We start from the raw sequence: 24,255 nt of genomic DNA, 5'->3' as shown, positions 1-24,255 counted from the left end.
CCGGCGGAAGCGCCGGGGTGACCGCGTCACAGCACGAGAACCGCGGCCACGGTGGCGGGAACAGCGAGTAGCAGACCGTGCGCCGCGAACGCCCGGGCGGAGACCCGCACGCCCGCGCGGGCGCAGCGCGCCCGCCAGAGCAGCGTCGCGAGCGAGGCCCACAGGGTCACGACCGGCGCCACGCCGACACCGATCAGCAGGGCCATGAGCCGGACCGGGTCCCCTGCGGCGGTGGGCTCCAGGGCGAGGTAGGCGGGCAGGTTGTTGACGCCGTTCGCGGCGAGCGCCCCGATCCCCGCGAGCCGCAGCAGGTCCGACGGTGCCGTGCCCGCCCCCGCCGCCTCGCGGAGGACGCCTTCGAGCCCGGCGGCGAGCGCCACCTGCACCGCGGTGAAGACCCCCGCCAGGATCAGGACCATGCGCCAGGGCACGTCGAGCTCCCGGAGCCGCTCGGGCCGACGGACCGCGACCACGACGATCAGGGCGAGCGCGGCCACCGTCGACGCCACCGCGGGCGGGACGCCGAGCACGAACGCCGGCCCCAGCGCCAGGCAGGCGGCGGCCGCGATGCCGAACAGCACGCGGTCCGGCGGCGGGTCGACATCGGGAACGACGTACCGGCCGCGCAGGGCTCGACGGTGCAGCAGCCACAGCACGGCGACGGTCACGGCGATCGCCGCCAGCGCGGGCCGCCAGGAGAGCCCGAGGTAGGCCCGCACGCCGCCGTCGAGATGGTAGACGGCGAGGAGGTTCGTGAGGTTGGAGACGGGGAGCAGCAGCGACGCCGTGTTCGCGAGCCACACCGTGGTCATCGCGAAGGGCAGGGGTGCCAGCCCGAGCCGGCCGGCGGCCGCCAGGACGACGGGGGTCAACAGCACCGCGGTCGTGTCCAGGCTCAGGACGATCGTCGCGGCGCAGGCGAGGACGACCACGCCGAGCCAGAGACCGAGCACGCTGCCGCGCCCGAGCCGGGCGGCGAGCACCGCCACCGCGTCGAAGATGCCGGCCAGCTGCGCGATCTCGGCGACGACGGTGATCGCGAGGAGGAAGACGAGGACGGGGGCGACCTGCGCCACCACGTCGGCGGCGTTCACGCGCTGTCGGTGCGCAGGCCGTCGAGCACCGTCCGGGCGGTGGTGAGCCCGATGCCGGGCACCTCCACGATCTCCTCCAGGGTCGCCTCGCGCAGTTTGGCGACGGAACCGAAGTGCTTGATCAGCGCCGCCTTGCGGGTGTCGCCGAGACCCGGGATGGAGTCGAGCGCGCTCACGGTCATGCGCTTGGACCGTTTGCTGCGGTGGAAGGAGATCGCGAACCGGTGCGCCTCGTCGCGCACCCGCTGCAGCAGGAACAGCGCGTCCGAGCTGCGCGGCAGGATCACGGGGTCCTCCTCGCCGGGGACCCACACCTCCTCGAGGCGCTTGGCGAGGCCTACCACGGCCACGTCCGTGACCCCGAGTTCGTCGAGCACCTCCTGCGCGGCGGCGGCCTGCGGCGCGCCACCGTCGACCACGAAGAGGTTCGGCGGGTACGCGAACCGGCGCGGGCGCCCGGTCTGGGGGTCGATCGCGGCCTCCGGGGCGAGGTCACCCCCGTTGTCGCCGGCGGCGAGATCGCCCGTGCTCTCCTCCTGCCGCACGTCGGCCCGGTGGCGGAGGAAGCGGCGGCGGGTGACCTCGGCGATGGAGGCGACGTCGTCGCTGTGGCCGTCGCCCGCGGCCTCCTTGATCCCGTAGTGCCGGTAGTCGGACCGCTTCGCCAGGCCGTCCTCGAAGACGACCAGCGAGGCCACCACGTCGGAGCCCTGGATGTGGCTGATGTCGACGCACTCGATCCGCAGCGGGGCCTCGTCGAGGTCGAGTGCGTCCTGCAGGCCCTGCAGAGCGGCCGACCGTGCGGTGAGGTCCCCGGAGCGTTTGAGTTTGTGCTGGTGCAGTGCCTCGGCGGCGTTCCGCTCGACGGTCTCCATCAGCGTGCGCTTGTCGCCGCGCTGCGGGATGCGGAGGGAGACCTTGCCGCCCCGGAGTTCCTCGAGCCAGTCCTGCACCTCCTGCGCGTCCTCGGGGAGCACCGGCACGAGCACCTCACGGGGAACGGGGTTGACCGCGCCCTCGCCCGACTGCGCGGCCCGGTCCGTCTCCTCGCCGTAGAACTGGGTGAGGAACTGCTCGATGAAGTCGGCGTTCTCGCTGCCCTCCGCGTCACCCGGCTTCTCGACCACCCAGCCGCGCTGGCCGCGCACGCGGCCGCCGCGGACGTGGAAGATCTGGACGGCGGCCTCGAGATCGTCGGCGGTGAAGGCGATGACGTCGGCGTCGGTGCCGTCGCCGAGGACCACCGCCTGCTTCTCGACGGCTTTGCGCAGCGCGGAGACGTCGTCCCGGAGCCGGGCGGCGCGCTCGAAGTCCAGTTCGGCGCTGGCGGCGAGCATGTCGCTCTCCAGGTGCTTGATCAGGTTGTCGGTCTTGCCGGCGAGGAAGTCGCAGAAGTCGAGGACGATCTCCCGGTGCTCGGCGGCGGTGACCCGCCCGACGCACGGTGCCGAGCACTTGTCGATGTACCCCAGCAGGCAGGGACGCCCCATCTGGTTGTGCCGCTTGAAGACACCGGCCGAGCAGGTCCGGGCGGGGAAGACGCGCAGCAGCAGGTCGAGCGTCTCGCGGATCGCCCAGGCGTGGCTGTACGGCCCGAAGTAGCGCACCCCCTTGCGCCGCGGCCCGCGGTAGACGTACAGCCGCGGGTACTCCTCGTTCAGGGTGACCGCCAGCATCGGGTAGGTCTTGTCGTCCCGGTAGCGGACGTTGAACTGGGGGTCGAACTCCTTGATCCAGTTGTACTCGAGCTGCAGCGCCTCCACCTCGGTGCCGACGACGGTCCACTCGACGGACGCGGCGGTGGTGACCATCTGGTAGGTGCGCGGGTGCAGCCCGTAGACGTCGGCGAAGTAGGAGTTGAGACGGCTGCGTAAGGACTTCGCCTTGCCCACGTAGATGACGCGGCCGTGCTTGTCCCGGAACTTGTACACGCCGGGCTGGGTGGGAATGGAGCCCGGTGCGGGACGGTAACTCTGCGGATCGGCCACCCGTCCAGGTTAGGACGGGTGGCCGACAAGTCCTGGCATCGGCAGGCGGGAGATCAGCCGACCGGGATCCACACCGGCCCGAGCCAGAAGCCCCAGTGGTTGCGCCCCTTGTCCCAGATCGGCGTGTGCCACCCGCCCTGCCGGTACACCGGCCCGGGCCGCCAGTTCGGGTTCTGCCCGTTCGGGCGGGGCGCGGCCTGCTGCGGAACCCGGTTCGGGGTCTGCCCGGCGTTCGGGCGGGGAGCGGGGGTGGTGGTCTTCGCAGCCTGCCCGGCGCCCGGCTGGGCCGGGTTCGGCTCCGCCGCGGCGGTGCCTGCACCGATGGTCGCGAGGCCACCGATCACGGTGGCGCCGAGGAGTGCTGATCCGATCATCTTCTTCATCGTTGTCATGGTGGAAGCCTGACGGTCCGATCTGCGCGTGAGCACCACACGACCTGGGAGCCTGCTGAACGGTCCGCGGCGTCCGCGGCACGCCGGTCTAGTCGTGGACCACGTCCACCTCCCCTGCGGCGTGCTGCGCCCGCAGGACCTTCTTGTCGAACTTGCCGACCGAGGTCTTCGGGACCTCGGCGATGAACGCCCAGTTGTCCGGGATCTGCCACTTCGCGAACTTCCCGCTGAGATGTTCCCGCAGGTCGGCGACGGTGACCTCCGCACCGGGGTGCAGCACCACCGCGACCAGCGGGCGCTCGTCCCACTTCGGGTCGGGCACGCCGATGGCGACGGCCTCGAGCACCGCGGGGTGCGCCATGACCTCGTTCTCCAGTTCGACGGAGCTGATCCACTCGCCGCCGGACTTGATGACGTCCTTGGACCGGTCCACGAGCGTCACGTACCCGTCCGCGGTGAGCTTGCCGATATCGCCGGTGCGCAACCAGCCGTCGTCGAACTTGTCGCCGCCCACGGGCTCGGCCCCGTCGGGGCTGTAGTAGCTGCCGGTGATCCACGGGCCCCGGACCTGCACCTCACCCTGGGAGACGCCGTCGGCGGGCACGACCTGGCCCAGGTCGTCGACGAGGCGCCCCTCGACGCCCGGGAGGAACCGTCCCTGCGTGTTCCGGTACGCCCAGGCGTCCTCGCCGGTGACGCCGCGCGGTGGCCAGGCGATGCTGGCGAGCGGCGAGGTCTCCGTCATTCCCCACGCCTGTACGATCTGCACGCCGTGCCGGTCGAGGGCCTTTGCGAGGCTGAGCGGGACCGCCGAGCCGCCGCAGGCGATGTGCCGCAAGTGGCTGATGTCCTGCGGGTGCTGGTCGAGGTGGTTGACGATGCCGATCCACACCGCGGGGACCGCGGCCGAGAGGGTCGGCTTCTCCTCTGCCAACAGCCGGAGCATGGGCTCGGGCTGCAGGTACCGGTCGGGCAGGATCAGCGACGCGCCGGACATCAGCGCCCCGAACGGCGTGCCCCAGCTCATCGCGTGGAACATGGGCACGATCGGCAGCACCGTGTCGTTCGGGCCCATGCCGAGGCCGTAGCTCGCGCAGACGGCGGTGGAGTGGAGCCAGATGCTGCGGTGGCTGTACATGACGCCCTTCGGGTCGCCCGTCGTGCCGGAGGTGTAGCAGGCCGCCGCGGCCGCGCGCTCGTCGATGTCCGGCCAGTCGTACTCGTCGTTCTGGGCGTCGAGCAGGTCGCGGTAGTCGTGCAGTTGCACGCCCGACGGTGCCTCCACCAGCCCCTTGTCGCCGTCCACCACGATCACGTGCTCGATCGTGGTCATACCGCCGATGGCGGCGTTGAGCTGCGGGATGAGGCTGCCGTCGGTGATGATCACGCGGTCGGCGGCGTGGTTGGCGATGTAGGTGATCTGCTCGGGAAAGAGCCGGATGTTGATCGTGTGCAGGACCGCACCCATCGCCGGGATGGCGACGTAGGCGGTCATGTGCTCGTTGTTGTTCCACTGGAACGTGCCGACTCGATCGCCCGGCACCACGCCGAGGGCCGTGAGCGCGTTCGCCAGCCGGGCCGCCTCGTGGCCCATCTCGCGGAAGCTCATCCGGGTGGTCTTCTCAGGCGTCCACGTGGCCACCTCCGCCGCATCGGCGTACCAGGTGGTGGCGTGGCGGAGCAGCGTCGCCAGCGACAGGTGCTCGTCTTGCATCGTTGAGGTCAGGGGCAGGATCCGTTCGCGCATGCACCATGGGTACCGCATACCCGACGGTGGCGGCCCGATTTCGCCGAGCTCGGCCCTGCCGGTCATGCGGCCGCACCGATCAATCGCAGGTCGAACCCTGCTCCCACGCCGGAGGGCGGGCGGCGGCGATCGCCCGGTAGCCGGTCGTCGAGCAGCACGCGGACCGTCCAGCCCGTGAACTGCCCCGTTCCACTGTCGAACCCCGCCGGTTGCGAAACCTCCAGCCGGACCGTTCCACCGTCGTCCCGGTAGAGGACGACCGTCCGACAAGTTCTGGGTGCTCCCCGCGGGCATTAGCGCCACCGGGATCGCAACGGTTCCGGGCACCGTCGGGCCTGGACAGACTGCAGGGAACCGCCCGACGGAAGGAACGCCATGACCCGCCAGCTCCACCTCGGTGGATTCCAGATCGCCTCGCACGTCACGCATTCGCACGCCGCATGGCGCCACCCCGCCTCCGATCCGGCGTTCCTCACGCCGGAGTACTACCACCGGATCGGACGGATCCTGGAGCGCGGCCGGTTCGACTTCCTCTTCTTCGCCGACCTGCTCTCCGTCCCCACGCGGTTCGGAAACGACATCGACGAGTCGCTGCGCCGCGGGACGCAGGCCTCGGCGACTCTCGACCCGTCGATCGTGGCCGCGTCGATCGGCGCGGTCACGTCGCGACTCGGGATCGCGATCACCAAGTCCACCACGTACTTCCACCCGTTCGAGCTGGCCCGGATCTTCTCCAGCCTCGACCACATCACCCGCGGGCGGATCGCGTGGAACATCGTGACCTCGCTGAGCCAGTCGGAGGCGCTGAACTTCGGGCACGACGAGCACCTCGAGCACGACCTGCGGTACGTGCGGGCGCAGGAGTTCGTCGAGACCGCCGTCGAGCTGTGGGCGTCGTGGGAGCCGGACGCGCTGGTACAGGACAAGGAGTCCGGCGTCTTCGCCGATCCGGCCCGGATCCACGCCGTGGACCGGCGGTCGGAGCACTTCCGCACCCGCGGTCCCCTGCCCACCCCGCGGTCGCCGCAGGGCCGACCGGTGCTGATCCAGGCCGGATCCTCGGGTCGCGGCAAGGATTTCGCGGCGAAGTGGGCGGAGGCGATCTTCGAGATCGATCCGACGCCCGAGGGTCGGCGGGCCTACTACGACGACGTGAAGTCCCGCGCGGTGAACTTCGGCCGGCGCCCCGAGGACGTGAAGATCTTCCCCTCGTTCATCCCGTTCGTGGGCGAGACCGAGTCGATCGCGCGGGAGAAGCAACAGTTCCACAACGAGCTGGCCGATCCCGTCTCCGGGCTGATCACACTGTCCGTCCACACCGACCACGACTTCTCGCAGTACGACCTCGACAAGCCGGTGGAGGACGTCACCGTCGGCGGCACGCAGGGCCTGTTCGACGTGGCCCGGCGCCTGTCCGAGCGGGACAACCTGACGCTGCGCGACATCGGCAAGCTCTACGCGCAGGGCGTGCTGCTCCCCCAGTTCGTCGGCACCGCGGCGGATATCGCGGATCAGATCGAGGAGGGTTTCACCGGCGGGGAGGCCGACGGCTACATCCTCTCCGCCGCCAGCTCCCCCGGAACGTTCAACGACTTCGTCGACTTCGTGGTGCCCGAACTGCAGCGCCGTGGACTGTTCCGCAAGGAGTACACCGGCCGCACCCTGCGCGAGCACCTCGACCTCCCCGCCGACCCGTTCGCGCCGCGTGCGGTGGCCAAGGCGGGCTGAGTACCGGTCTGCTGAGGATCCCGGGGGCTCCGTCCCATACGCGACGCTCCGCTCGGCGCCGTCGTACCCCGGGGATGACAGGACCGAGCGGAGGTGAGTGATGACATCGTCCGACCGCTGTGTCCGCGCGGACACCTACTCAGGCGGGCGCCTCCCTGTTCGACCGGCTCCCACAGCGACAGCCGACTTGTCAGCCCCCTGTCCCAGTATGTGAGGAAAGAGGGAGGCATGACATGACCATCGACGCGATCGCCGATTCCATCGCCGAAACTGCCCATCGAGGGCAGACCGATAAGGCGGGGAACGACTACATCACCCATCCGCGCAGGGTCGCGGCGCGGGTGCGACCTCAGACGGCCGAGAACCGCGCCACCGCACTTCTGCACGATGTCCTCGAGGACACGTCCGTGACGGCGGAGGAGCTGGCCGCAGCGGGGATTCCCGACGAGGTGATCGCCGCCGTCCGGCTGCTCACCCGCCGGGAGGACGTGCCGAGCGAGGACTACTACGCGGCGATCCGGACCGACCCGATCGCCCTGGCCGTCAAGCTCGCGGACATCGGCGACAGCACCGATCCCGCACGCCTCGCCCTTCTGGACTCCGTGACGCAGGACCGCCTGCGCGCCAAGTACGCCTCCGCACTCGCGGCCCTGAGCGCCCGCGCAGGGGCATAAGCACGCCCGGCCTCGCCGTACGCTCCACGTCGACGGTGACCCCGAACGGCACGGCTGTGTACCTGCCCCCCGTCGCGGTGGGCTCGTAGCCGTTGCCGGCATCCCAGCGCTCTCACAGCGACTTCCGAGCCAAAGGGGCGATTCGGTCGTTAGCGTTCATTTCGACGCGGAGAGCAACCCCGCCCGAAGCGAGAAAGTTGGAGAGACCATGCGTCGCACGTACCACGGACGAATCCTCCCCCGCCCCGAAGCTGAGGTCGTCGACCAGGGCCTCGGCTTCGACCTGGACACCCTGACCACCCGTCGGCGAATGCTGTCGCTGCTCGGGATCGGCACCGTCGGACTGGGATTGGCCGCGTGCGGGACCGGCGCGAGCACCGAGGCCGGGCAGTCGTCCTCGACCTCCACCGCACCGTCGACGGCCGGTGACGCGACCGGCCTGGCGGAGATCCCCGACGAGACGGCGGGTCCCTATCCCGGCGACGGGTCGAACGGACCCGATGTGCTGGAGCAGGCCGGAGTGATCCGCAGCGACATCCGCTCGAGCTTCGGCGACATGGACGGTACCGCCGAGGGTGTCCCGATCACGCTCGAGTTGACCGTGCGCGATCTCGCCCGGGACGGCGTGCCCTTCGCCGACGCGGCGGTGTACGTGTGGCACTGCGACCGCGAGGGTCGGTATTCGCTGTACTCCGAAGGGGTGACGGACCAGAACTACCTGCGCGGCGTGCAGATCGCCGACGGTGACGGGACGGTCCGGTTCTCCAGCATCTTCCCCGCGTGTTATCAGGGGCGGTGGCCGCACATCCACTTCGAGGTCTACCGCGACCGCGCGGAAATCACCGATTCGACCAGGGCGATCGCCACCTCGCAGCTGGCCTTCCCGAAGAACGTGTGCGACGCCGTCTACTCCACACCCAGCTACGAAGCCTCGGTACGGACCTTGAGTCGGGTGTCCCTAACCTCCGACGGCGTCTTCGGCGAGGACGGTGCCGCGCACCAGTTGGCCACCGTCACGGGCGATGTGAACTCCGGTTACCGCGTCTCCCTCCCCGTGGGGGTGGACACCCGGACGCAACCGTCGTGACGGACGCCCGGACCGCCGCAAGGGCGACCGCGGTAGCGGGTGGTCGATCACCGCACGACGATCACGACGGGCTCCGCGGCGGCTCGGAAGACGGCGCCACGCTGACGATATTCGGACTACGACGCGTCGGCCTCCGGCGCAGCGGTGCCCTTGATCCGCTTGAGGATCGTGACGATCTCGCCGACCTGCTCCCCCGGGAACACGTGATCGGGCCCGGGTGCCCTATCGGTGTAGGGATCCTCCCACAGTCGCCGGGGGTCCACGAAGCCGTTCGTGGACAGCTCGTCGACGATCATCTCGACGAACCGGATCTGGTCGACAGTGTGTGACGAATCGTCCAGGTACTGCCCGAACGCTTCGACAGCGGCCGAGCGCTCGAGACCAACCAGCGAGCGGACGAACAGGCCCAAGCCACCGGTCTGCTCGCGCGCCCAGGCAAGATCGACATCGCTCGCACCGGACGACACCAGCATGCCCTCAAGGGCCTCGATGTCGGCAGGAGTCAGCTGCCGGTTCCTACGCAAGCGCTGCAGGGCCACGTTGTCCTCGTGCTCGCGGAGATACGCCGACGACTTCGCCTTGAACCGTTCAGGATTCGTACCCGGCGTTGCGCTCGGCAGGTGAGTGGCGATCCGAGTGATCAGTTCGTCCTCGAAATCGGTATACACGCGATTACGCACCACAGCGTCCACGAGCTGAACCAGCGATCGCAGCTTGATTCTGGCGGATTCCAGCATGGGCAGAGTCACGTCGACCCACCACTCGTCTCCGCTGACGGCATCGATCAGTTCGATCTGAGCCTGCACGACGGGGATGTTCGCTTTCGCCAGCAAGGAGGCTGCGATGTCCTGAACCGCTTCACGGACCCTGTCCGAGGTTGAGACGTCGCCCTCGAGGGAGGCGAGCTGCGCGCGGAGGATCAGGAGGTCGAACCGCTTGGCCTTCTCGTCCGAGTCGGTCACCCCCGACGGGAGCCCCGCGAGGGTGAGGACCGTCTCCTGCGCTTCTGCCGAGAGCTCCGCCCACGCGCCCCGCTCACTGAACCGTTCGACGGCCTTCCGATGGGGTCGCACGAGGAAGTTGTCCGCTGTCATTCCCGCGACGTACTCGTGCAGCGCGCCCACGGTCGAAGCCCGGAGCGCAGGCTCGGCGTCCTTCAGCTGAACGACGAGACCGAGCCGCGCCTCGAACAGACGTTGCGATAGCGACTTCTGCGTACTCCCCTCACTCCCAGGCAGCCCGGAGCCGAAGTACTCGTCGTTCCCGCAGAAGTCGAACACCAGGAACTCCGTCTTGTGGTCACCAGGCCCGAATAGGTCGGGACACAGGCGGGTGCCACGGCCCATCATCTGCATGTACTTCGTCTTCGAGCGCACGGTCTTGAAGAAGACGAGGTTGACGATCTCCGGCGCGTCGATCCCGGTATCGAGCATGTCGACGGAGATCGCGATGTGCGGCGCCTTGTCGGCGATAGTGAAGTCGTCGATCAGGCTCTCGGCGTAGGGAGAGCCGTGTGTGATGACGCGGGCGAACTGCCCAGCGTAATGGGGCCATTGCAGGTCGAACCGCTGTTGAATGAACTCGGCATGCGCCTGGTTCTTGGCGAAGATGATCGACTTACCGAGCCGGTCTCCGCCGGCCACCTTGAGGCCGTCCGCCATCGTTGCGGGGCACCCGGAGCGTGCCGAGGACCTGGATCTCGCCGACGAAGTCGCCGGTGGCTGGCGAGCACTTTGTCGACGGTGTCCTCGTTGAACAGGAACTTGTTGAGCTCCTCAGCACCCACCTCGTCCGGGACGTCGCCGTCACCCCAGTCGATGGAGTCCCACTGCTCTTTCTCCGCCTCCGAGAGATCGGCGTAGCGGATGCCCTGCTGCATGAACTTGGTCCCGACCGGGACGTTCTTCCCCGGTACGAGGTACCCATCGTTGATGGCGTCATCCAGGTCGTAGGCGTCAGTGGGGACGCCGTCTTCAAGATGGAAGAGCCGATAGGTGTTGTGGTCCACCTCGTCCTTCGGCGTCGCGGTGAGCCCGACGAGCAGACCGTCGAAGTAGTCGAAGATGGCGCCGTACTTGGCGTATACGGAGCGGTGTGCCTCGTCGATCACGATGAGATCGAAGTGTCCGGGCCCGAACCGCCGGCCCGACTCGCCCACGGAATTGATGAGGTTCATCATGGTCGGGTAGGTCGAGGCGTAGACGCGGCCGTTGGTCGCCTTCTCGGTGACCAGGTTCACGGTGGTCGCGTCCGGCAGGTTCGCCTTGAAGGCGTTCACCGCCTGCCGCACCAGTGCCGTCCGGTCGGCGAGGAACAGGACCCTCCTGGCCCAGTTCGCGCGCATGAGTTGGTCGACCAGGGCGATGACGGTGCGCGTCTTGCCCGAGCCCGTCGCCATCACCAGCAGGACCTGACGGTTCTTCTGTTCGAAGGCGTCGTCGACGGCCTTGATCGCTCGGGTCTGGTAGTAGCGCCCCGCGATGTCGTTGCTGATCGGCACGGCGCTGAGCGTCTTCCGGGTGCTTCGTCGCTGCACCACGAGGCCGAGTTCATCGGGTGTGTAGAAGCCCTGGACCGGTCGCGGCGGGTACCCGCTCGCGTCGTCCCAGATCCAGTGCTCGTACCCGTTGCTGTAGAAGATCACGGGTCGCTGACCGAACCGTGCTTCGAGACAGTCCGCGTACAGCTTCGCCTGCTGCTGCCCCACCTCGGGGCTCTTGTTCGTCCGTTTGGCTTCGATGAGTCCGAGCGGGCGACCGTCGGCGCCCCAGAGTACGTAGTCGACGTAACCCTTGCCGGTGGGACTGGGCATTCCCGTGACTTCGAACTCGGTGGTCACGCGCCCGGGCCCCGTCGCGGTGCCGATCGTCCATGAGGCCTCGTCCAGAAGCAGGTCGATGAATTCGTCGCGGGTCTGCGCCTCGTCGTAGTCGTGATCGTCGGTCGCCTGCTTGGCGGCCTGTACCGCGGCCACCTGCGCGCGCAGCTCCTCCAGTTCCCTCTGCAGCCCCTCCTTCTCCTCGCGCTCCCGCGCGAGGACCGCATCCTGTTGGGCGAACTTCTCGGAGAGCTTCGCGACCTCGGCCCGCGACAGCGGCGCGGCCCGAGCCGCGAGTGCGGGATCGAACTGAGACTTCGTCGGGGCCAGCTCGGGATGGCTGGACTGGTTGAAGGTCGCCCAGACGACGACGTGGAACAGCTCGCGCAGCGACGCGATCGCGTGGTCCGGGCGAACGGCGCGGTTCTCGTGGACGGCTGCGTTGCCGACCTTGCGGATGAGAGTCAGCTTCTGAATGACTCCGAGCGGCACGATCGCCTTGAACTTGGCGTCGCCGATGCGTGCCGCGAGATCGTCCTTGTAGGGCGTGGGGATCTTGTTCAGGTCGTACAGGTAGTGCACGAGGTGCTCGACGGCGCGGCGGCTGTAGAAGCACGCCGACCGCGGGTCCGAGACCAGGTACGACTCGGCCCGCGCGCAGTCGCCGAACACCGACGGCAGCGCGGTGCGAACGAAGTCAAAGTTCCCCATCCAGTCTCCATTTCCGCTCGGTACTGAACCTACCCGGTCACCGGTAGGACGACAGCCCCTCCGGCCGGACACATGGCACCGGGTCCGCCAACACCGTCGGATCGTCACATTGCAACTCGGTGTACAACTCTGCGATACGCCGTCCCGCGAACCGGTTGTGCCGCTCGAAGTCATCCCCTATGCACGTGAAAGTCCATCCGGGCCACAGCGCCTGCGCCGCAGGGTAGACGCCCTCTTCGCACATGCACGTCCACCAGGCCACAGAGCGACGATCTACGTCGACGCACAGTCCGAACTCGACATCCTCGGTATCGAATTCCTCTGCGCACAACTGCATCGCAACCTCCGGACCGACTCTGACCGCATCGGCGACGGAGCACAGATAATACGGCAGGCCGATCGATCTCGGTTCTCCCGATTCACGAATGGTCATGACGCACGACGGACCGCCGATCTTCTCGTCGTACGGATCCTGCAGTCCTATGTCCTGACGGTGCCGCACGTCTTGTCGAGGAATCCCCAGAACGTCGGCGAAAGACCACATCCCTTCGACCGCCCACTGGACTGTCCACCCTGGATACGCCCTGCGCAGCACGTCGTACTCGATACGTGCACTCCCGAGGTCCCAGAACGCGGTGTGCCAGGCGACTGTTCTGGTGACCGCATCGACCAGAATCCCTCCCTCCAAGGATTCCCACTGATCGACCGCTAGGTCAGCGCAGACTGGGTACTCGAGGTAGCCACGAAAATCGTCGACGCCGACGGTCGCGACATGAGCTGCCCCGAACGCGCCCGATCGCTCGAAACGAGCACGAAGCCCCTCCTCGTCTCGCAGAACATAGAATGCTGGTGCTCCCATGCCGCTACTCGAAGAAGTCTTCGTCGACTTCGACGATCTGCAGTGTCTGCTTGACCTGCACGCCCACGCCGTAGCGGATCATGAGGCCGGCGAGTCGCGCACCGTCGATGAGGATGATGCGGGTCGGCACGACCTCGGCGTACTCGACGGCGCCCTTCGAGAACTTGCCAGTGGTGATGAAGACTCCGCCGTCGGCTTTACCGCTCAGTGCGCCCACGAACGCCTGCAGCTCCGGCCGACCCACCGAGTTGTCGGGTGCGTACCGCTTGGCCTGAACGTAGACACGGCTCAGCCCCAGCGCATCCTGGTCGATGATTCCGTCGATCCCGCCGTCATTAGAAGCACGGGTGACGGTGGCCTTACCGCCCGCGCCGCCGTATCCCATCGCGACCAGGAGGTTGATCACCGTCTGCTCGAAGAACGTCGGGCTGTTGTCGTGCAACCGGGTCAGGAGTTCATCGGCGACGGTGGCGTTGATCCGCCCGATGCCGTCGGCGATCTGTTCCTCGGGGTCGAGTGCGGTCACCGGCTCGGGATCGGACGTAATGGCGGTTTCGCGTGCCTCGATACCTTGGAGCGCCTTCCAGGTGTGCGACGCGTTGGGATCGCCGACGAAGGCGCGCAGCGCCTTCTCGCTGATCCCGTTCGGGTGATCGGCGAGGAGCTTCCGTCCGGCGTCAGTGATCGCGTAGTGCCCTCGGGTAGGCCGGCTGATCGCGCCCGCCCTCCCGAGGTACGACGTGGCCCAACCAATCCGATTGCGGTATCTCAGCTGGCCGGATGGCAATGTTTCGGCCAGTTCGTCCTCCGACAGCCGCTCGGCCGCGACGACACGCTCCTCCAGGTCGCGGCGCTTCACGGTCTGACCAGACTGCAGCTCACGCAGCACCGGCGCCATGAACTCATCCCAGGTCGGCATCACCATCAGAGCACACCCCGAAACGCCCGGTGACGTAGCGCGCCAACGAGTTGCTCTGCCAAGTCCTCCCGCTGACGCCACCAACTCGACATGTTGTCTATGCGCTTCATTTTCTCAACAAAATGATGTTGCAGCTCAATCGGCGGAATCGGCAATGGGAGCGCCCGCAACCCTGGGCCGCTAAAATTCTGCTGCGCAGCCTGCCTGGACAACGTCGCTATTATTGCCTGAATACTGGGGGTACGCAGCGCCGCAACCACGTAGCCCGGCAAAAGATTGCCCCTAAGTCGCATTCGAATAAAGTAGGCACCCGCGATACAGGGAGGATCCGCTGCTTCAATCAAAGCCACTTTACCCACGGTGGCACCCGTGCGGGCGAACACAATATCACCAGGCTCCAGCAAATACTTTGCCCGATCACTATTGGACACCGACACGCGAGGCATAGAGTCGAATCGCAACTTGCCGCTTGAGTCCAAGTCAGTAATTCTGACAATCCGCACTCCTTCATTAGCGTACTTCTCGTCATGAAAGCGCGGACCGTACTTCATCTCAGCGACACCATCGCCGAGAGTCGCCCTCTCCCAGCCGAGTTGATTACGCACAGGGTCGCCGAACATCTCGATGAATATCGAGGTCTTGACTTCCTCGCATTTCATGTTTTGACGACGGTAAGAACCGACGATGTCAGATGACCGATCAAGGATCGTGGCGATACGATGTTGCTCCTCAAGCGAAGGCAGAGGCAGCTCGATCGATTCGACAGTTCGCTTCGATAGTTCTTTAAATGTTGCACCGTTACCCAGCGCCTGCAGTAACGCAGTGTTCGACTTCAACCAATGGTAAAGATATCTTCCAAAAAGACTCTCTCCTGGGATCATGCTTTTAAAACCCTGATTCGTCGCCATAGGAACACTGTTGATCGCAACGTACCCGATCGGCGCTCGAGAACTCAATAGCACCGATCCAGGCGGCAGCAACGACGCTGCACAACTCCGAAGACCTTCGACCGTAAGATTCCTCGGAGTCTTAGATATCGAAGAACCTGGCAGACTACTCAGATCCGCTGGCGTAGCCCACGGTATTTCCCCACCCCAGAACTCGAGATTACCTGTCTTCGGGGTCGCACCCGAGACCACTTTTGCTACTTCCCCAAGTGGCACCATCCTCATGACAGCATCGCCTTCAGTTCCGCCAGTCCACCTGCAATCTCTCCTTCGAGCTTCTCGATTTCGGCGATGATCTCCAGCGGCGAGCGGTGCTCGATCTCCTCGTACTCGATCTCCTTGTAGCGGTTGATCGAGAGGTCATAGTTTTGCGCGACGATCTCGTCTTTCGGCACGGTGAAGGACTTGTCGGTGCGGGCTCGCTCGCGTTCGGCACCAGCGCGCTCGGTCCAACGTTCGCGGACCTCAGGAAGGTCATTGGCGTCCACGGGGTTTCGCTTGTCGTCGAGTGAGAAGCCGTCGGCAGTGACGTCGTAGAACCAGACCTCGTCGGTGCCGCCGGAGTCGGTCTTGGTGAACAGCAGGATCGCCGTCGACACACCCGCGTAGGGCTTGAAGACACCAGAAGGGAGCTTGACTACACCGTCGAGCTTCTGGTCCTCGACGAGCGCCTTACGCAAGTCCTTGTGTGCCTTGGTGCTGCCGAAGAGGACACCGTCGGGAACGATGACGGCGGCCCGGCCGCCGGGCTTGAGCAGCTTGAGGAAGAGCGCGAGGAACAGGAGTTCCGTCTTCTTCGTCTTGACCATGCGCTGAAGGTCCTTGGACGTCGACTCGTAGTCGAGCGAGCCGGCGAACGGCGGGTTGGCGAGGATCAGCGTGTACTTCTCGGCATCGCCGCTGGCGCCCTCGGACAGGGAATCGCGGTAGCGGATGTCCGGCTGATCCACGCCGTGCAGCAGCATGTTCATCGAGCCGATGCGGAGCATGGTGCTGTCGAAGTCGTAGCCGTGAAACATCGAGCGGTGGAAGTGATTCCGCTGCTCCGCGTTCGACATGGCCTGGGGGTGCTGCTCGCGGATGTACTCGCTGGCCGCCACGAGGAAGCCGGCCGTGCCGCAGGCTGGATCGCAGATCTCGTCGCCGGGCTTCGGCGCCATGAGATCGACCATCAGCTGGATGATGTGCCGTGGCGTGCGGAACTGGCCGTTGGTGCCCGACGCGGACAGCTTCGAGAGCATGTACTCGTACAGGTCGCCGTTGGTGTCCCGCTTCTCCATCGGGATGTCGCCGAGCATGTCCACGACCTTCGCCAGCAGGGCCGGCGTGGGGATCGTAAACCGGGCGTCCTTCATGTGCTCGGAGTACGTGGACCCGTCTCCTCCGATGCCCTGCAGGAACGGGAAGACCTCCTTGCTCACCACGTCGTACATCTCCGACGGCGCGAGGTTCTTGAACCTCGACCACCGCAACTGCTCCTGGTCGGGCATGAAGATCGGGTCGGTGATGCCCCCGCCCACGAACTGCGCTCGGCTCTCCTTCTGCTCCTGCAACTCGTCCAGCCGCCGGATGAACAGCAGGAAGGTGATCTGCTCGATGACCTCGAGCGGGTTGCTGATCCCGCCGGACCAGAAGGCGTCCCAGACGCGGTCGATCTTGTTCTTCAGCTCTCCCGTGATCACGCGGCCAACTGTAGCGGTGGGCCGGGCGCCGTCTGCGGACATGGTTCTCCTTCGCCGGGCCGGTACCTCCAGCGCAGCCGATCAGAATGCACGGAGGCACTGACAAGTCTCGAGATCGCCGAAAATCGCGCGACAAGCATCGCCGCAACCTGGTGAGATCTGGAACCTGTCAGACGTGCGCGGCATCCTGGTCGGCTGGTCCGAAGGAGGCCGGCCGCGGTGCGCCGCGCACGCACTACCCGAGGAACCACCATGACCGACTTCAGCACACTCGAGCCGCTCACACGCGCGCAGACGATCGCCCTCCGAGGCACCGTCGAGAAGGTCTGCGCCGCGCGCGGACTTCCGCACACCCCGCACGACCACGATGCCTACCGGATCGGCGACGCGATCTGCGGGCTCGCCAACCTGGCCGCCCATGTGGCGAACGTCCCCGAGGACCAGTGGCACAGGGAGGTCGACGCGTGGATCGCGAACATGGATCGCCTCCGCGAGGCGCACGACACAGACGTTACGGAGGCGAACATCTACCCTCGCCTCATTCGGAGCACCGTCCCGACCGACGCGGACACCGACTACCCGATGGCAGAAATCCTCCCAGGTCTGTCCCTCATCTTCGCAGCGGACTACCCGACGCACGTCGCCGAGCTACGCGATTCATCGTTGTTCGGACACTTGGGCACTGTCGACGAGGTCGGGCGGATCGCCGTTAACAATCTGCACCGCCTGCCGGTGCCCACACCGGATCTCCTCGACCTCGAGATCGACGGGTCGCATGCGGCAGTCATCGCGTTCGAGTTCGACGACTTCTTCGCACCGTCGAGGCTGCTGTACGTAGCCACGTTCGCGGCGGAGCATCTCACTGCAGCCGAGCACGGTTTTCTCGTGGCAGCTCCGACTCGTGACGTCCTCCTGTTCATTCCGGTGGACGGTGACAACATTCTGGGTCAGGTCAACGTCTTCGCCAACGCCGTGGACAACCTGTACCGCGGCGGTCCCGGGTCCACGTGCGAGCTGACCTACCACCTCACACCGTCCGGCGACCTGGACGTCGTGGCGTACCTGTCGGCACCGGACAGCCTCTACTTCAAGCCGAACGACTACCTGGCCCCAACGCTGTTCGGCCTGCCCGAGCAGGGGGCCTGATCATGCGCGTGATCGATAACTTCCGAGGAGACCACTACTTCCTCTCGAACTTCTACCCGGCGCGAGTCGAGTTCCGCGGCAAGGCCTTTCCGAGTGCCGAGCACGCCTTCATGTCCGCGAAGACCACGGACGAACGCAGCATCGAGCGGATCCGCACAGCTCCGACCCCGGCGGAGGCGAAACGAATCGGCCGCTCAGTCGCCCTGGTCGACGACTGGGACCGCATCCGGTTCGACGTCATGGCCGATGTGCTCGCCGCCAAGTTCGACGATGCCGAGCTCGCGCGACGGCTCGTCGCCACCGGCGGCGCGATCCTGATCGAAGGCAACTCCTGGCACGATCAGACGTGGGGGTCGTGCACGTGCGACCGGCACCGCCGGATCGACGGCGACAACGCGCTCGGTGTGCTGCTGATGAATGAGCGGATTCAGCAGAAGTTCGTCCTTGGCTGAGTCCGCGCCACCGAGGCGACCTGCGCGGAGAACCCGCGCTGACGGGTGATCGAGGTCGATGCGAAAACTTGTCAGTGGTCGATGCGATGCTCTCTCCATCAGGTCCTGGGGAGGATGAAATGACCACACGTAACACCATTCCGATCGACGCTCTCAGTCACCGATCCTGACGGTCCGCATTCGGCGCACCGTCATCACCTGATCACCGGAGCCGGCAACGGCTCGATTCATACCGATCGGCACTTCCCGCCGATCGGTGATTCCCCCATCCCTAGAAATGAGGATTCGTCATGTCTCAGCAGCCCTTCCCGCTGCAGCCCGGCCAGCCCAACAACGGCCAGTACGACCCGAGCCAGTACAACGCCGGTCAGCCCTACCCGTACCCCGCGCCGCCCGCACCGCCGGCGAAGAAGAAGCGCAAGTGGCCCTGGATCGTCCTGGCCGTGATCGCGTTCCTGCTGGTCGTCAGCGTCGCCACGGGTGGCGGCGAGAAGAAGGACGATGCGAGCGCGGCGGCGGGTACTGCTCCCGGCGCGACCACGGCGCAGAAGGCCGACCCGAAGACCGCCGACCCCAAGACGGCCGGCCTGAACACGCCGGTCCGTGACGGCAAGTTCGAGTTCGTGGTCACCGGGGTCCAGGCCGGGCTGGCGAACGTCGGCGACAACCCGTACCTGGCGAAGAAGGCGCAGGGCCAGTTCGTGATCGTCTCGATGACGGTGAAGAACATCGGCACCAAGCCGCAGAGCTTCTCCCCCAGCTCGCAGAAGCTCAAGGACGCGCAGGGCCGCACCTTCGAGTCCGACTCGATGGCCCAGATCGCGCTCGGCGACTCCGACGTGCCGGTGTGGGACAACATCAATCCCGGCAACACTGTCCAGGTCAAGGTCGTCTTCGACATGCCCAAGGACGCCACCCCGGCGACCATCGAACTGCACGACTCGATGTTCTCGGGCGGCGCAAAGGTGACGCTGAAGTAGTCGTCACGGTGCTCCGGCTACCGCGAAGTGCGCAGTAGCCGGAGCACCACCAGCAGACGTAGCATAGTGCTACACGCTTCGATCTCGTCCTGAGGAGTCCAGATGCCGCACCCCACCCGTATCGCCGACGATGTCTTCGAGAACGCCCGCGTCGAGGGCGAGCGCGAGGGTCGCTCGACTGCCGAACAAGTCAACCACTGGGCACGGATCGGCCGCGAGGTCTCGATTCACGACTCGGCCTCACGGCGACGCGTCGAAGCAGCACTCGCCGGGGCCATCGGAGTAGACGCACTGTCCGCCGAGGAAGGAAGAGCTTACGACGCTGAGATTCGTGTCGCCATCGCCGAGCGGCTCAGGAACATCGATTTCAGCACCGTCCTCGCTGATAGGGGCGTCGTCACCGTCGCGCTCGATGACCACGGGCGCATGGTGGAGTACCACCCCGACGGCACAGAAGTCGTCATCTCGGAGAACCCGCAGTGAAGGAGATCCATCTCGTCGTCGGTCCCAACGGTGCCGGAAAAACGACTTTCGTCGAGTTGGCCCTCCAACCGCTGATGCCGCGCTTCCCGTTCGTCAACGCCGACATCATTGCGAAACGTCGGTGGCCGGACGACGCCGAGGCGCGGTCGTACGACGCAGCGAAGGTCGCGGAGGCTACCCGCGACGCGTTCATCAAAGACGGCCGATCGTTCATCGCGGAGACGGTGTTCTCACATCCGTCGAAGGTCGACTTCATTCGCAAGGCGATCGACCACGGGTACGTGGTCCACCTTCATGTCGTGATGGTGATCGAGGACATGTCCGTCGAGCGGGTTCGTCACCGGGTGAACGCAGGTGGCCATTCCGTGCCCGAGGAGAAGATCCGCGATCGCTACCGACGACTGTGGGCGAATGTCGTGGAAGCCGCACAGCTCGCGACTACAGCGACGTTCTACGACAACAGCCGTAAGGGGAGCCCACGCAAGGTAGCGGTGCTCGCCGACGGCATGCCGTTCGGCGCTGCATCGTGGCCCGGCTGGGCTCCCGCCGAGCTGACCGCGTACTGGCGGGCGACGGGCGGCGCCGCAACCTGATCGATCGGTACATTCGAAGTAGGCCCTGGGAGGAGGTCGCGATGGCGGAGACGGTGCCACAGGAGATCGCCGCGCGGGTGACCGCTGCGGCGGATGCGGTTCTGGTGGGGAGGGAACAGGCGCAGGTGGCTGCGCGCGACGCGTCGGCGTACCTGGTCGCCACGCGGCCGGTAGCCATCGATGATGCCTTCCGCCGGTACACGGCGAGCAACAACCCCGCGTACCTGTCGTCGATCCCACAACGGCCACCTCGCTGGGGGATATCGCCGTGGCTCTGGGTACTCGGCACGATCGCGGTGATCGCCGCGGGACAGGCCGTCGACGCCGGCTTGATCGCGCTCCTTCTCGTCGGATCGGGCCTCGCGGCCTTCCGCGCGTGGCAGCTCACGCAGCACAGGAAACACCTCGCCGCGAGCGAGAAGGCGCGGCTCGCGGCGAACCCGTGGCCCTTCCAGGCCGAACGCACGCCGGCGTGGAACCCCGAAGCCGAGCCGGGGGCAACCCGCGTGGAGACCCGCCTCCTCGGCCTCGCGGTGCTCCTCACCGAGGAGATCCGCCGCTCACCGGCGTGGAACAACCCGCTCCTCGACCAGCATCGCGTCCGCATCAATCTCGACGCGACGCTGCAGGACATCAGCCACCGGGCGTACCGCGTCTGGCGGATGCGCACCGATACTCCGCGCCCGACGGGCGGATCCTCCGTGTCTCCGGCACTGGCCCACCACATCGACGAATACACCCAGGCGGCCCGCATGGCCGAGAGCGCGCTCCGCGACCACGTGGCCGCGCTCGCCGAGTACCTGGGTGAGCTCCGCCCCGTCGAAGCCCTGCTGACCGACCTGCAACTGCTCGACCGCACCACCACGGGCGCTCACCGCGAGCTCCTCGACCAGCTCTACCGCGACGCCGTCGGGAACGAGGCCGACACCCGCCGGTTCCAGGCCCACGCCGACGAACTGCGCGACCTGCAGGCCAGCCTGGACACCCAGTTCCACTTCCTGCGCGAGCAGGTCGCTCGCACCAATCTGCTTCGCTGACCCGGACGACCGCCGTACCCGGCGATCACGGCCCGGACGGCGGCGCGAATACGTGGTTTCATCGGAAAATGAGCACCCCACAGTTCGCCGGCAGCTACAAGCCGGACACCCGCTTCTTCGGGCACCCGTGGCCGCTGGTCAACCTGTTCGGCGTCGAGATGTGGGAACGCTTCTCCTTCTACGGGATGCAGGCGATCCTCGCGTACTACCTGTACTACTCCGCGTCCGAGGGCGGCCTCGGCTTCGACCAGGCCACGTCGCTGGGCATCGTCGGCGCCTACGGCGGTTTCGTCTACCTCTCCACGATCGCGGGCGCCTGGATCTCCGACCGCCTGCTCGGCGCCGAGCGCACACTGTTCTACTCAGCGTGCCTGGTGATGGCGGGGCACATCGCGCTCGCGGCGATCCCCGGCGCGGCGGGCGTGGCGATCGGACTCGCCCTGGTCGCCGTCGGTGCCGGCGGCGTCAAGGGCAACGCGACGAAGGTGGTCGGCGACCTCTACCCGCCCGGCGACACCCGCCGGGATGCGGGCTTCTCCCTCTACTACATGGGGGTCAACCTGGGCGCGTTCATCGGCCCACTGCTCACCGGCTACCTCCAGGACGCCGCGGGCTTCCACTGGGGCTTCGGGCTCGCCGCCGTCGGCATGGCGCTGGGCCTGATCCAGTACGCCCTCACCCGCGGCATGCTCCCGCGGATCAGCCAGGAGGTGCCGAACCCCGCCTCCCGCACCGACATCCGGCGCGTCGCCGCGGGCGCCGTGATCGCGATCGCGGCCATCGTCGCCCTGATCCTGCTCGGCGTGATCACCGCGGGGAACCTCGTCGACGCGATGATTCTCGCGGTGGCCGCCATCTCCCTGGGCTACTTCGTCTTCCTCCTGCGCAGCAGCCGGGTCGACGGTGCCGAGCGGCGCGGAGTCACGGTCTTCATCCCCCTGTTCCTCGCCCAGGTCGCGTTCTGGGCGCTGTTCCAGCAGATGTTCACCTTCGTCGCCGTCTACGCCGACGAACGACTGGACCGCACGGTGGGCGGCTGGGAGTTCCCCGCGTCCTGGATCCAGTCCGTCGATCCGGTGTACATCCTGCTCTTCGCCCCGGCCTTCGCGGCGCTGTGGACCACGCTCGGCCCCCGCCAGCCCAGCACCCCGGTGAAGTTCGCGATCGGCACCATCGGCATCGGTGTCGCCTTCCTGGCGTTCCTGCTCATGCCGGCCGGCGCGAACACCGCCCCGCTCGTCGGCCTGCTCGGCATCATGCTGATCTTCGCGCTCGCCGAGCTGTACATCTCCCCGGTCGGCCTGAGCGTGTCCACGAAGCTCGCACCACGTGCCTTCGCCACGCAGATGGTGGCCCTGAACTTCCTCTCGATCAGCCTCGGCACCGCACTCGCGGGCCGGCTCGCGACCTTCTACGACCAGAACGACGAGGCGCCGTACTTCCTGATCCTGGGCAGCACCGCGATCGGCATCGGGCTCGTGGTGCTGGCCCTGGCCCCGGCGCTCAAGCGCCTCGCGCCGGCGGTCGCCGCCTGACCAGGGCTCCCCACCGACAGCACCGCGCGGCCCGCACCGCACCGTCGATCCTGTTCCAAACCCTGCACGACCACCCGACTTGCGAGTAACTTATGGGCACCTAATAAAACGACGCGAGGAGCGGATTTGCCGGCAGACGAGTACGACTACATTGTGGTGGGGGCCGGCAGTGCGGGCGCGGTGGTGGCCGCGCGGCTGACGGAGGATCCGGGAGTGTCCGTACTGCTCCTGGAGGCGGGTGGTGAGGCGGATGCGGACGAGATCGACATCCCGCTCGCCTTCTCCGCGCTGTTCAAGACGAAGTGGGACTGGAACTACACCACCACGCCGCAGAAGCACCTCGATGACCGGCCCGCGTACTGGCCGCGGATGAAGGCGCTCGGCGGCTGCTCGTCGATGAACGCGATGATCTACATCCGTGGCAATCACGGTGACTTCGATGCGTGGGCGAACGACTACGGTGCGGCCGGCTGGTCGTACGACGAGGTGCTGCCGTACTTCAAGAAGGCCGAGGGGAACACCAGCCTGACCGACCGGTTCCACGGCACGACGGGGCCGCTCAACGTCGAGGACCGGGTGTACACCCACCCCCTCGTCGATGCCTGGGTGGATAGCGCGGCGAGCCACGGCATGGCCCGCAATCCCGACTTCAACGGCGCCGAGCAGGAGGGCGCGGGCCGCTACCAGGTCACCTGCAAGGGCGGCCGTCGCTGGTCCACCGACAAGGCCTACATCGAGCCGGCGCGGTCGCGGCCCAACCTCACGGTCGCGCTGGGTGCCACGGCCCGCCGCATCGAGTTCGACGGTGACCGCGCCTGCGGGGTGGTCTTCCGGCAGAGCGCGGTCGACCACACGGCGAAGGCGCGCCGCGAGGTGATCCTCTGCGGCGGCGCGGTGAATTCGCCGCAGCTGCTGATGCTCTCCGGTATCGGACCGGCCGAACATCTCGCCGAGCACGGCATCGACGTGCGCGTCGCGCTGTCGGGCGTGGGCGAGAACCTGCAGGACCACCCCATCGTGCCGGTGATCTTCGAGACGCACGGGACCACCGATCTGATGGAGGCGCAGAACCTGCAGAACCTGCTGCGCTGGAAGGTCCGCGGGACCGGGCCGCTGGCGTCGAACGCGGGCGAGGCCGGCGGCTTCTTCCGCTCCCGCGAGGACCTCGACCTGCCCGACCTGCAGTACCACGTCATGGCCTCGGGCTTCTACGACAACATGCTGCACGAGCCCACCAAGCGGGGCTTCGTCTGCGGGCCCACGCTCGTGAACGTGGCCAGCCGCGGCAGGCTGCGGCTGCGCTCGGACAACCCCGACTGGCACCCGTCGATCGAGCCGAACTACTTCGAGGCGCCCGAGGACCTGGACGCGATGCTGGTCGGC

The 24,255-nt window shown here is 67.0% G+C and carries 21 protein-coding genes; 11 read left to right on the top strand and 10 right to left on the bottom strand.

Annotated elements, in window-relative coordinates; translation table 11 throughout:
* Nucleotides 1-26 precede the first annotated feature (26 nt).
* The 4 genes from AC21LY_RS20845 to AC21LY_RS20830 form a co-directional block, all read right to left on the bottom strand.
* Nucleotides 27-1,094: an SLC13 family permease gene (locus tag AC21LY_RS20845; RefSeq protein WP_489048481.1), complete on the bottom strand. Its 1,068-nt coding sequence runs from the start codon at nucleotides 1,092-1,094 to the stop codon at nucleotides 27-29.
* Nucleotides 1,091-3,082 (bottom strand): excinuclease ABC subunit UvrC, encoded by a 1,992-nt coding sequence (gene uvrC, locus AC21LY_RS20840; RefSeq protein ID WP_489048480.1) that lies wholly within the window; start codon nucleotides 3,080-3,082, stop codon nucleotides 1,091-1,093. Before uvrC ends, AC21LY_RS20845 begins: the two co-directional genes overlap by 4 nt.
* Before the next feature lie 53 nt (nucleotides 3,083-3,135).
* Nucleotides 3,136-3,465 (bottom strand): hypothetical protein, encoded by a 330-nt coding sequence (locus tag AC21LY_RS20835; protein WP_489048479.1) that lies wholly within the window; start codon nucleotides 3,463-3,465, stop codon nucleotides 3,136-3,138.
* A gap of 97 nt (nucleotides 3,466-3,562) precedes the next feature.
* Nucleotides 3,563-5,221, bottom strand: a complete 1,659-nt coding sequence (locus AC21LY_RS20830; RefSeq protein ID WP_489048477.1) for a long-chain fatty acid--CoA ligase — start codon at nucleotides 5,219-5,221, stop codon at nucleotides 3,563-3,565.
* Between the two features lie 375 nt (nucleotides 5,222-5,596).
* On the opposite strand from AC21LY_RS20830, the gene AC21LY_RS20825 reads away from it, so the two are divergent.
* From AC21LY_RS20825 to AC21LY_RS20815, 3 genes are all read left to right on the top strand, one after another.
* On the top strand, nucleotides 5,597-6,949 hold the full coding sequence (locus AC21LY_RS20825) for an LLM class flavin-dependent oxidoreductase (protein ID WP_489048476.1): 1,353 nt from the start codon (nucleotides 5,597-5,599) through the stop codon (nucleotides 6,947-6,949).
* A gap of 233 nt (nucleotides 6,950-7,182) precedes the next feature.
* Entirely contained in the window at nucleotides 7,183-7,623 is a 441-nt protein-coding gene (locus AC21LY_RS20820; protein ID WP_489048475.1) for an HD domain-containing protein, read from the top strand.
* A 208-nt stretch (nucleotides 7,624-7,831) separates the two neighbouring features.
* Nucleotides 7,832-8,710, top strand: coding sequence for an intradiol ring-cleavage dioxygenase (locus tag AC21LY_RS20815; RefSeq protein ID WP_489048474.1), 879 nt, complete (start codon nucleotides 7,832-7,834; stop codon nucleotides 8,708-8,710).
* 116 nt (nucleotides 8,711-8,826) lie between these two features.
* Here AC21LY_RS20815 and AC21LY_RS20810 read toward each other — a convergent pair whose 3' ends face one another.
* From AC21LY_RS20810 to AC21LY_RS20785, 6 genes are read right to left on the bottom strand one after another with little or no spacing between them, the layout of a single operon-like run.
* Nucleotides 8,827-10,287 (bottom strand): type I restriction-modification enzyme R subunit C-terminal domain-containing protein, encoded by a 1,461-nt coding sequence (locus tag AC21LY_RS20810; RefSeq protein WP_489048629.1) that lies wholly within the window; start codon nucleotides 10,285-10,287, stop codon nucleotides 8,827-8,829.
* Nucleotides 10,197-12,239, bottom strand: coding sequence for a DEAD/DEAH box helicase family protein (locus AC21LY_RS20805; protein ID WP_489048473.1), 2,043 nt, complete (start codon nucleotides 12,237-12,239; stop codon nucleotides 10,197-10,199). Before AC21LY_RS20805 ends, AC21LY_RS20810 begins: the two co-directional genes overlap by 91 nt.
* Before the next feature lie 37 nt (nucleotides 12,240-12,276).
* The gene (locus AC21LY_RS20800; RefSeq protein ID WP_489048472.1) at nucleotides 12,277-13,098 is read right to left on the bottom strand and encodes a hypothetical protein; all 822 of its coding nucleotides are present in this window, start codon (nucleotides 13,096-13,098) and stop codon (nucleotides 12,277-12,279) included.
* Between the two features lie 4 nt (nucleotides 13,099-13,102).
* Nucleotides 13,103-14,017, bottom strand: coding sequence for a restriction endonuclease (locus AC21LY_RS20795; protein ID WP_489048471.1), 915 nt, complete (start codon nucleotides 14,015-14,017; stop codon nucleotides 13,103-13,105).
* A 5-nt stretch (nucleotides 14,018-14,022) separates the two neighbouring features.
* Nucleotides 14,023-15,183 (bottom strand): restriction endonuclease subunit S, encoded by a 1,161-nt coding sequence (locus tag AC21LY_RS20790; protein ID WP_489048628.1) that lies wholly within the window; start codon nucleotides 15,181-15,183, stop codon nucleotides 14,023-14,025.
* A 2-nt stretch (nucleotides 15,184-15,185) separates the two neighbouring features.
* Nucleotides 15,186-16,646, bottom strand: a complete 1,461-nt coding sequence (locus AC21LY_RS20785; protein WP_489048470.1) for a type I restriction-modification system subunit M — start codon at nucleotides 16,644-16,646, stop codon at nucleotides 15,186-15,188.
* Nucleotides 16,647-16,898: 252 nt separating this feature from the next.
* On the opposite strand from AC21LY_RS20785, the gene AC21LY_RS20780 reads away from it, so the two are divergent.
* The 8 genes from AC21LY_RS20780 to AC21LY_RS20745 form a co-directional block, all read left to right on the top strand.
* Nucleotides 16,899-17,792, top strand: a complete 894-nt coding sequence (locus tag AC21LY_RS20780; RefSeq protein WP_489048469.1) for a hypothetical protein — start codon at nucleotides 16,899-16,901, stop codon at nucleotides 17,790-17,792.
* Between the two features lie 2 nt (nucleotides 17,793-17,794).
* A complete protein-coding gene (ybiA, locus tag AC21LY_RS20775) occupies nucleotides 17,795-18,244 on the top strand; it encodes a riboflavin biosynthesis intermediates N-glycosidase (protein ID WP_489048468.1) in 450 nt (149 codons plus the stop codon).
* 290 nt (nucleotides 18,245-18,534) lie between these two features.
* The gene (locus AC21LY_RS20770; RefSeq protein ID WP_489048467.1) at nucleotides 18,535-19,224 is read left to right on the top strand and encodes a DUF4352 domain-containing protein; all 690 of its coding nucleotides are present in this window, start codon (nucleotides 18,535-18,537) and stop codon (nucleotides 19,222-19,224) included.
* Nucleotides 19,225-19,326: 102 nt separating this feature from the next.
* Nucleotides 19,327-19,707, top strand: coding sequence for a TA system antitoxin ParD family protein (locus AC21LY_RS20765; protein WP_489048466.1), 381 nt, complete (start codon nucleotides 19,327-19,329; stop codon nucleotides 19,705-19,707).
* The gene (locus AC21LY_RS20760) at nucleotides 19,704-20,300 is read left to right on the top strand and encodes an ATPase (RefSeq protein WP_489048465.1); all 597 of its coding nucleotides are present in this window, start codon (nucleotides 19,704-19,706) and stop codon (nucleotides 20,298-20,300) included. Before AC21LY_RS20765 ends, AC21LY_RS20760 begins: the two co-directional genes overlap by 4 nt.
* Nucleotides 20,301-20,341: 41 nt before the next feature.
* The gene (locus AC21LY_RS20755) at nucleotides 20,342-21,337 is read left to right on the top strand and encodes a hypothetical protein (protein WP_489048464.1); all 996 of its coding nucleotides are present in this window, start codon (nucleotides 20,342-20,344) and stop codon (nucleotides 21,335-21,337) included.
* A 68-nt stretch (nucleotides 21,338-21,405) separates the two neighbouring features.
* The gene (locus tag AC21LY_RS20750) at nucleotides 21,406-22,872 is read left to right on the top strand and encodes a peptide MFS transporter (RefSeq protein ID WP_489048463.1); all 1,467 of its coding nucleotides are present in this window, start codon (nucleotides 21,406-21,408) and stop codon (nucleotides 22,870-22,872) included.
* Between the two features lie 126 nt (nucleotides 22,873-22,998).
* Nucleotides 22,999-24,255, top strand: a 1,257-nt coding sequence (locus tag AC21LY_RS20745; protein WP_489048462.1) for a GMC family oxidoreductase, incomplete at its 3' end; no start/stop codon positions are given.

Source organism: Tsukamurella sp. II2bb (assembly GCF_057815145.1).
This window is presented reverse-complemented; position numbering and strand designations above follow the sequence as displayed.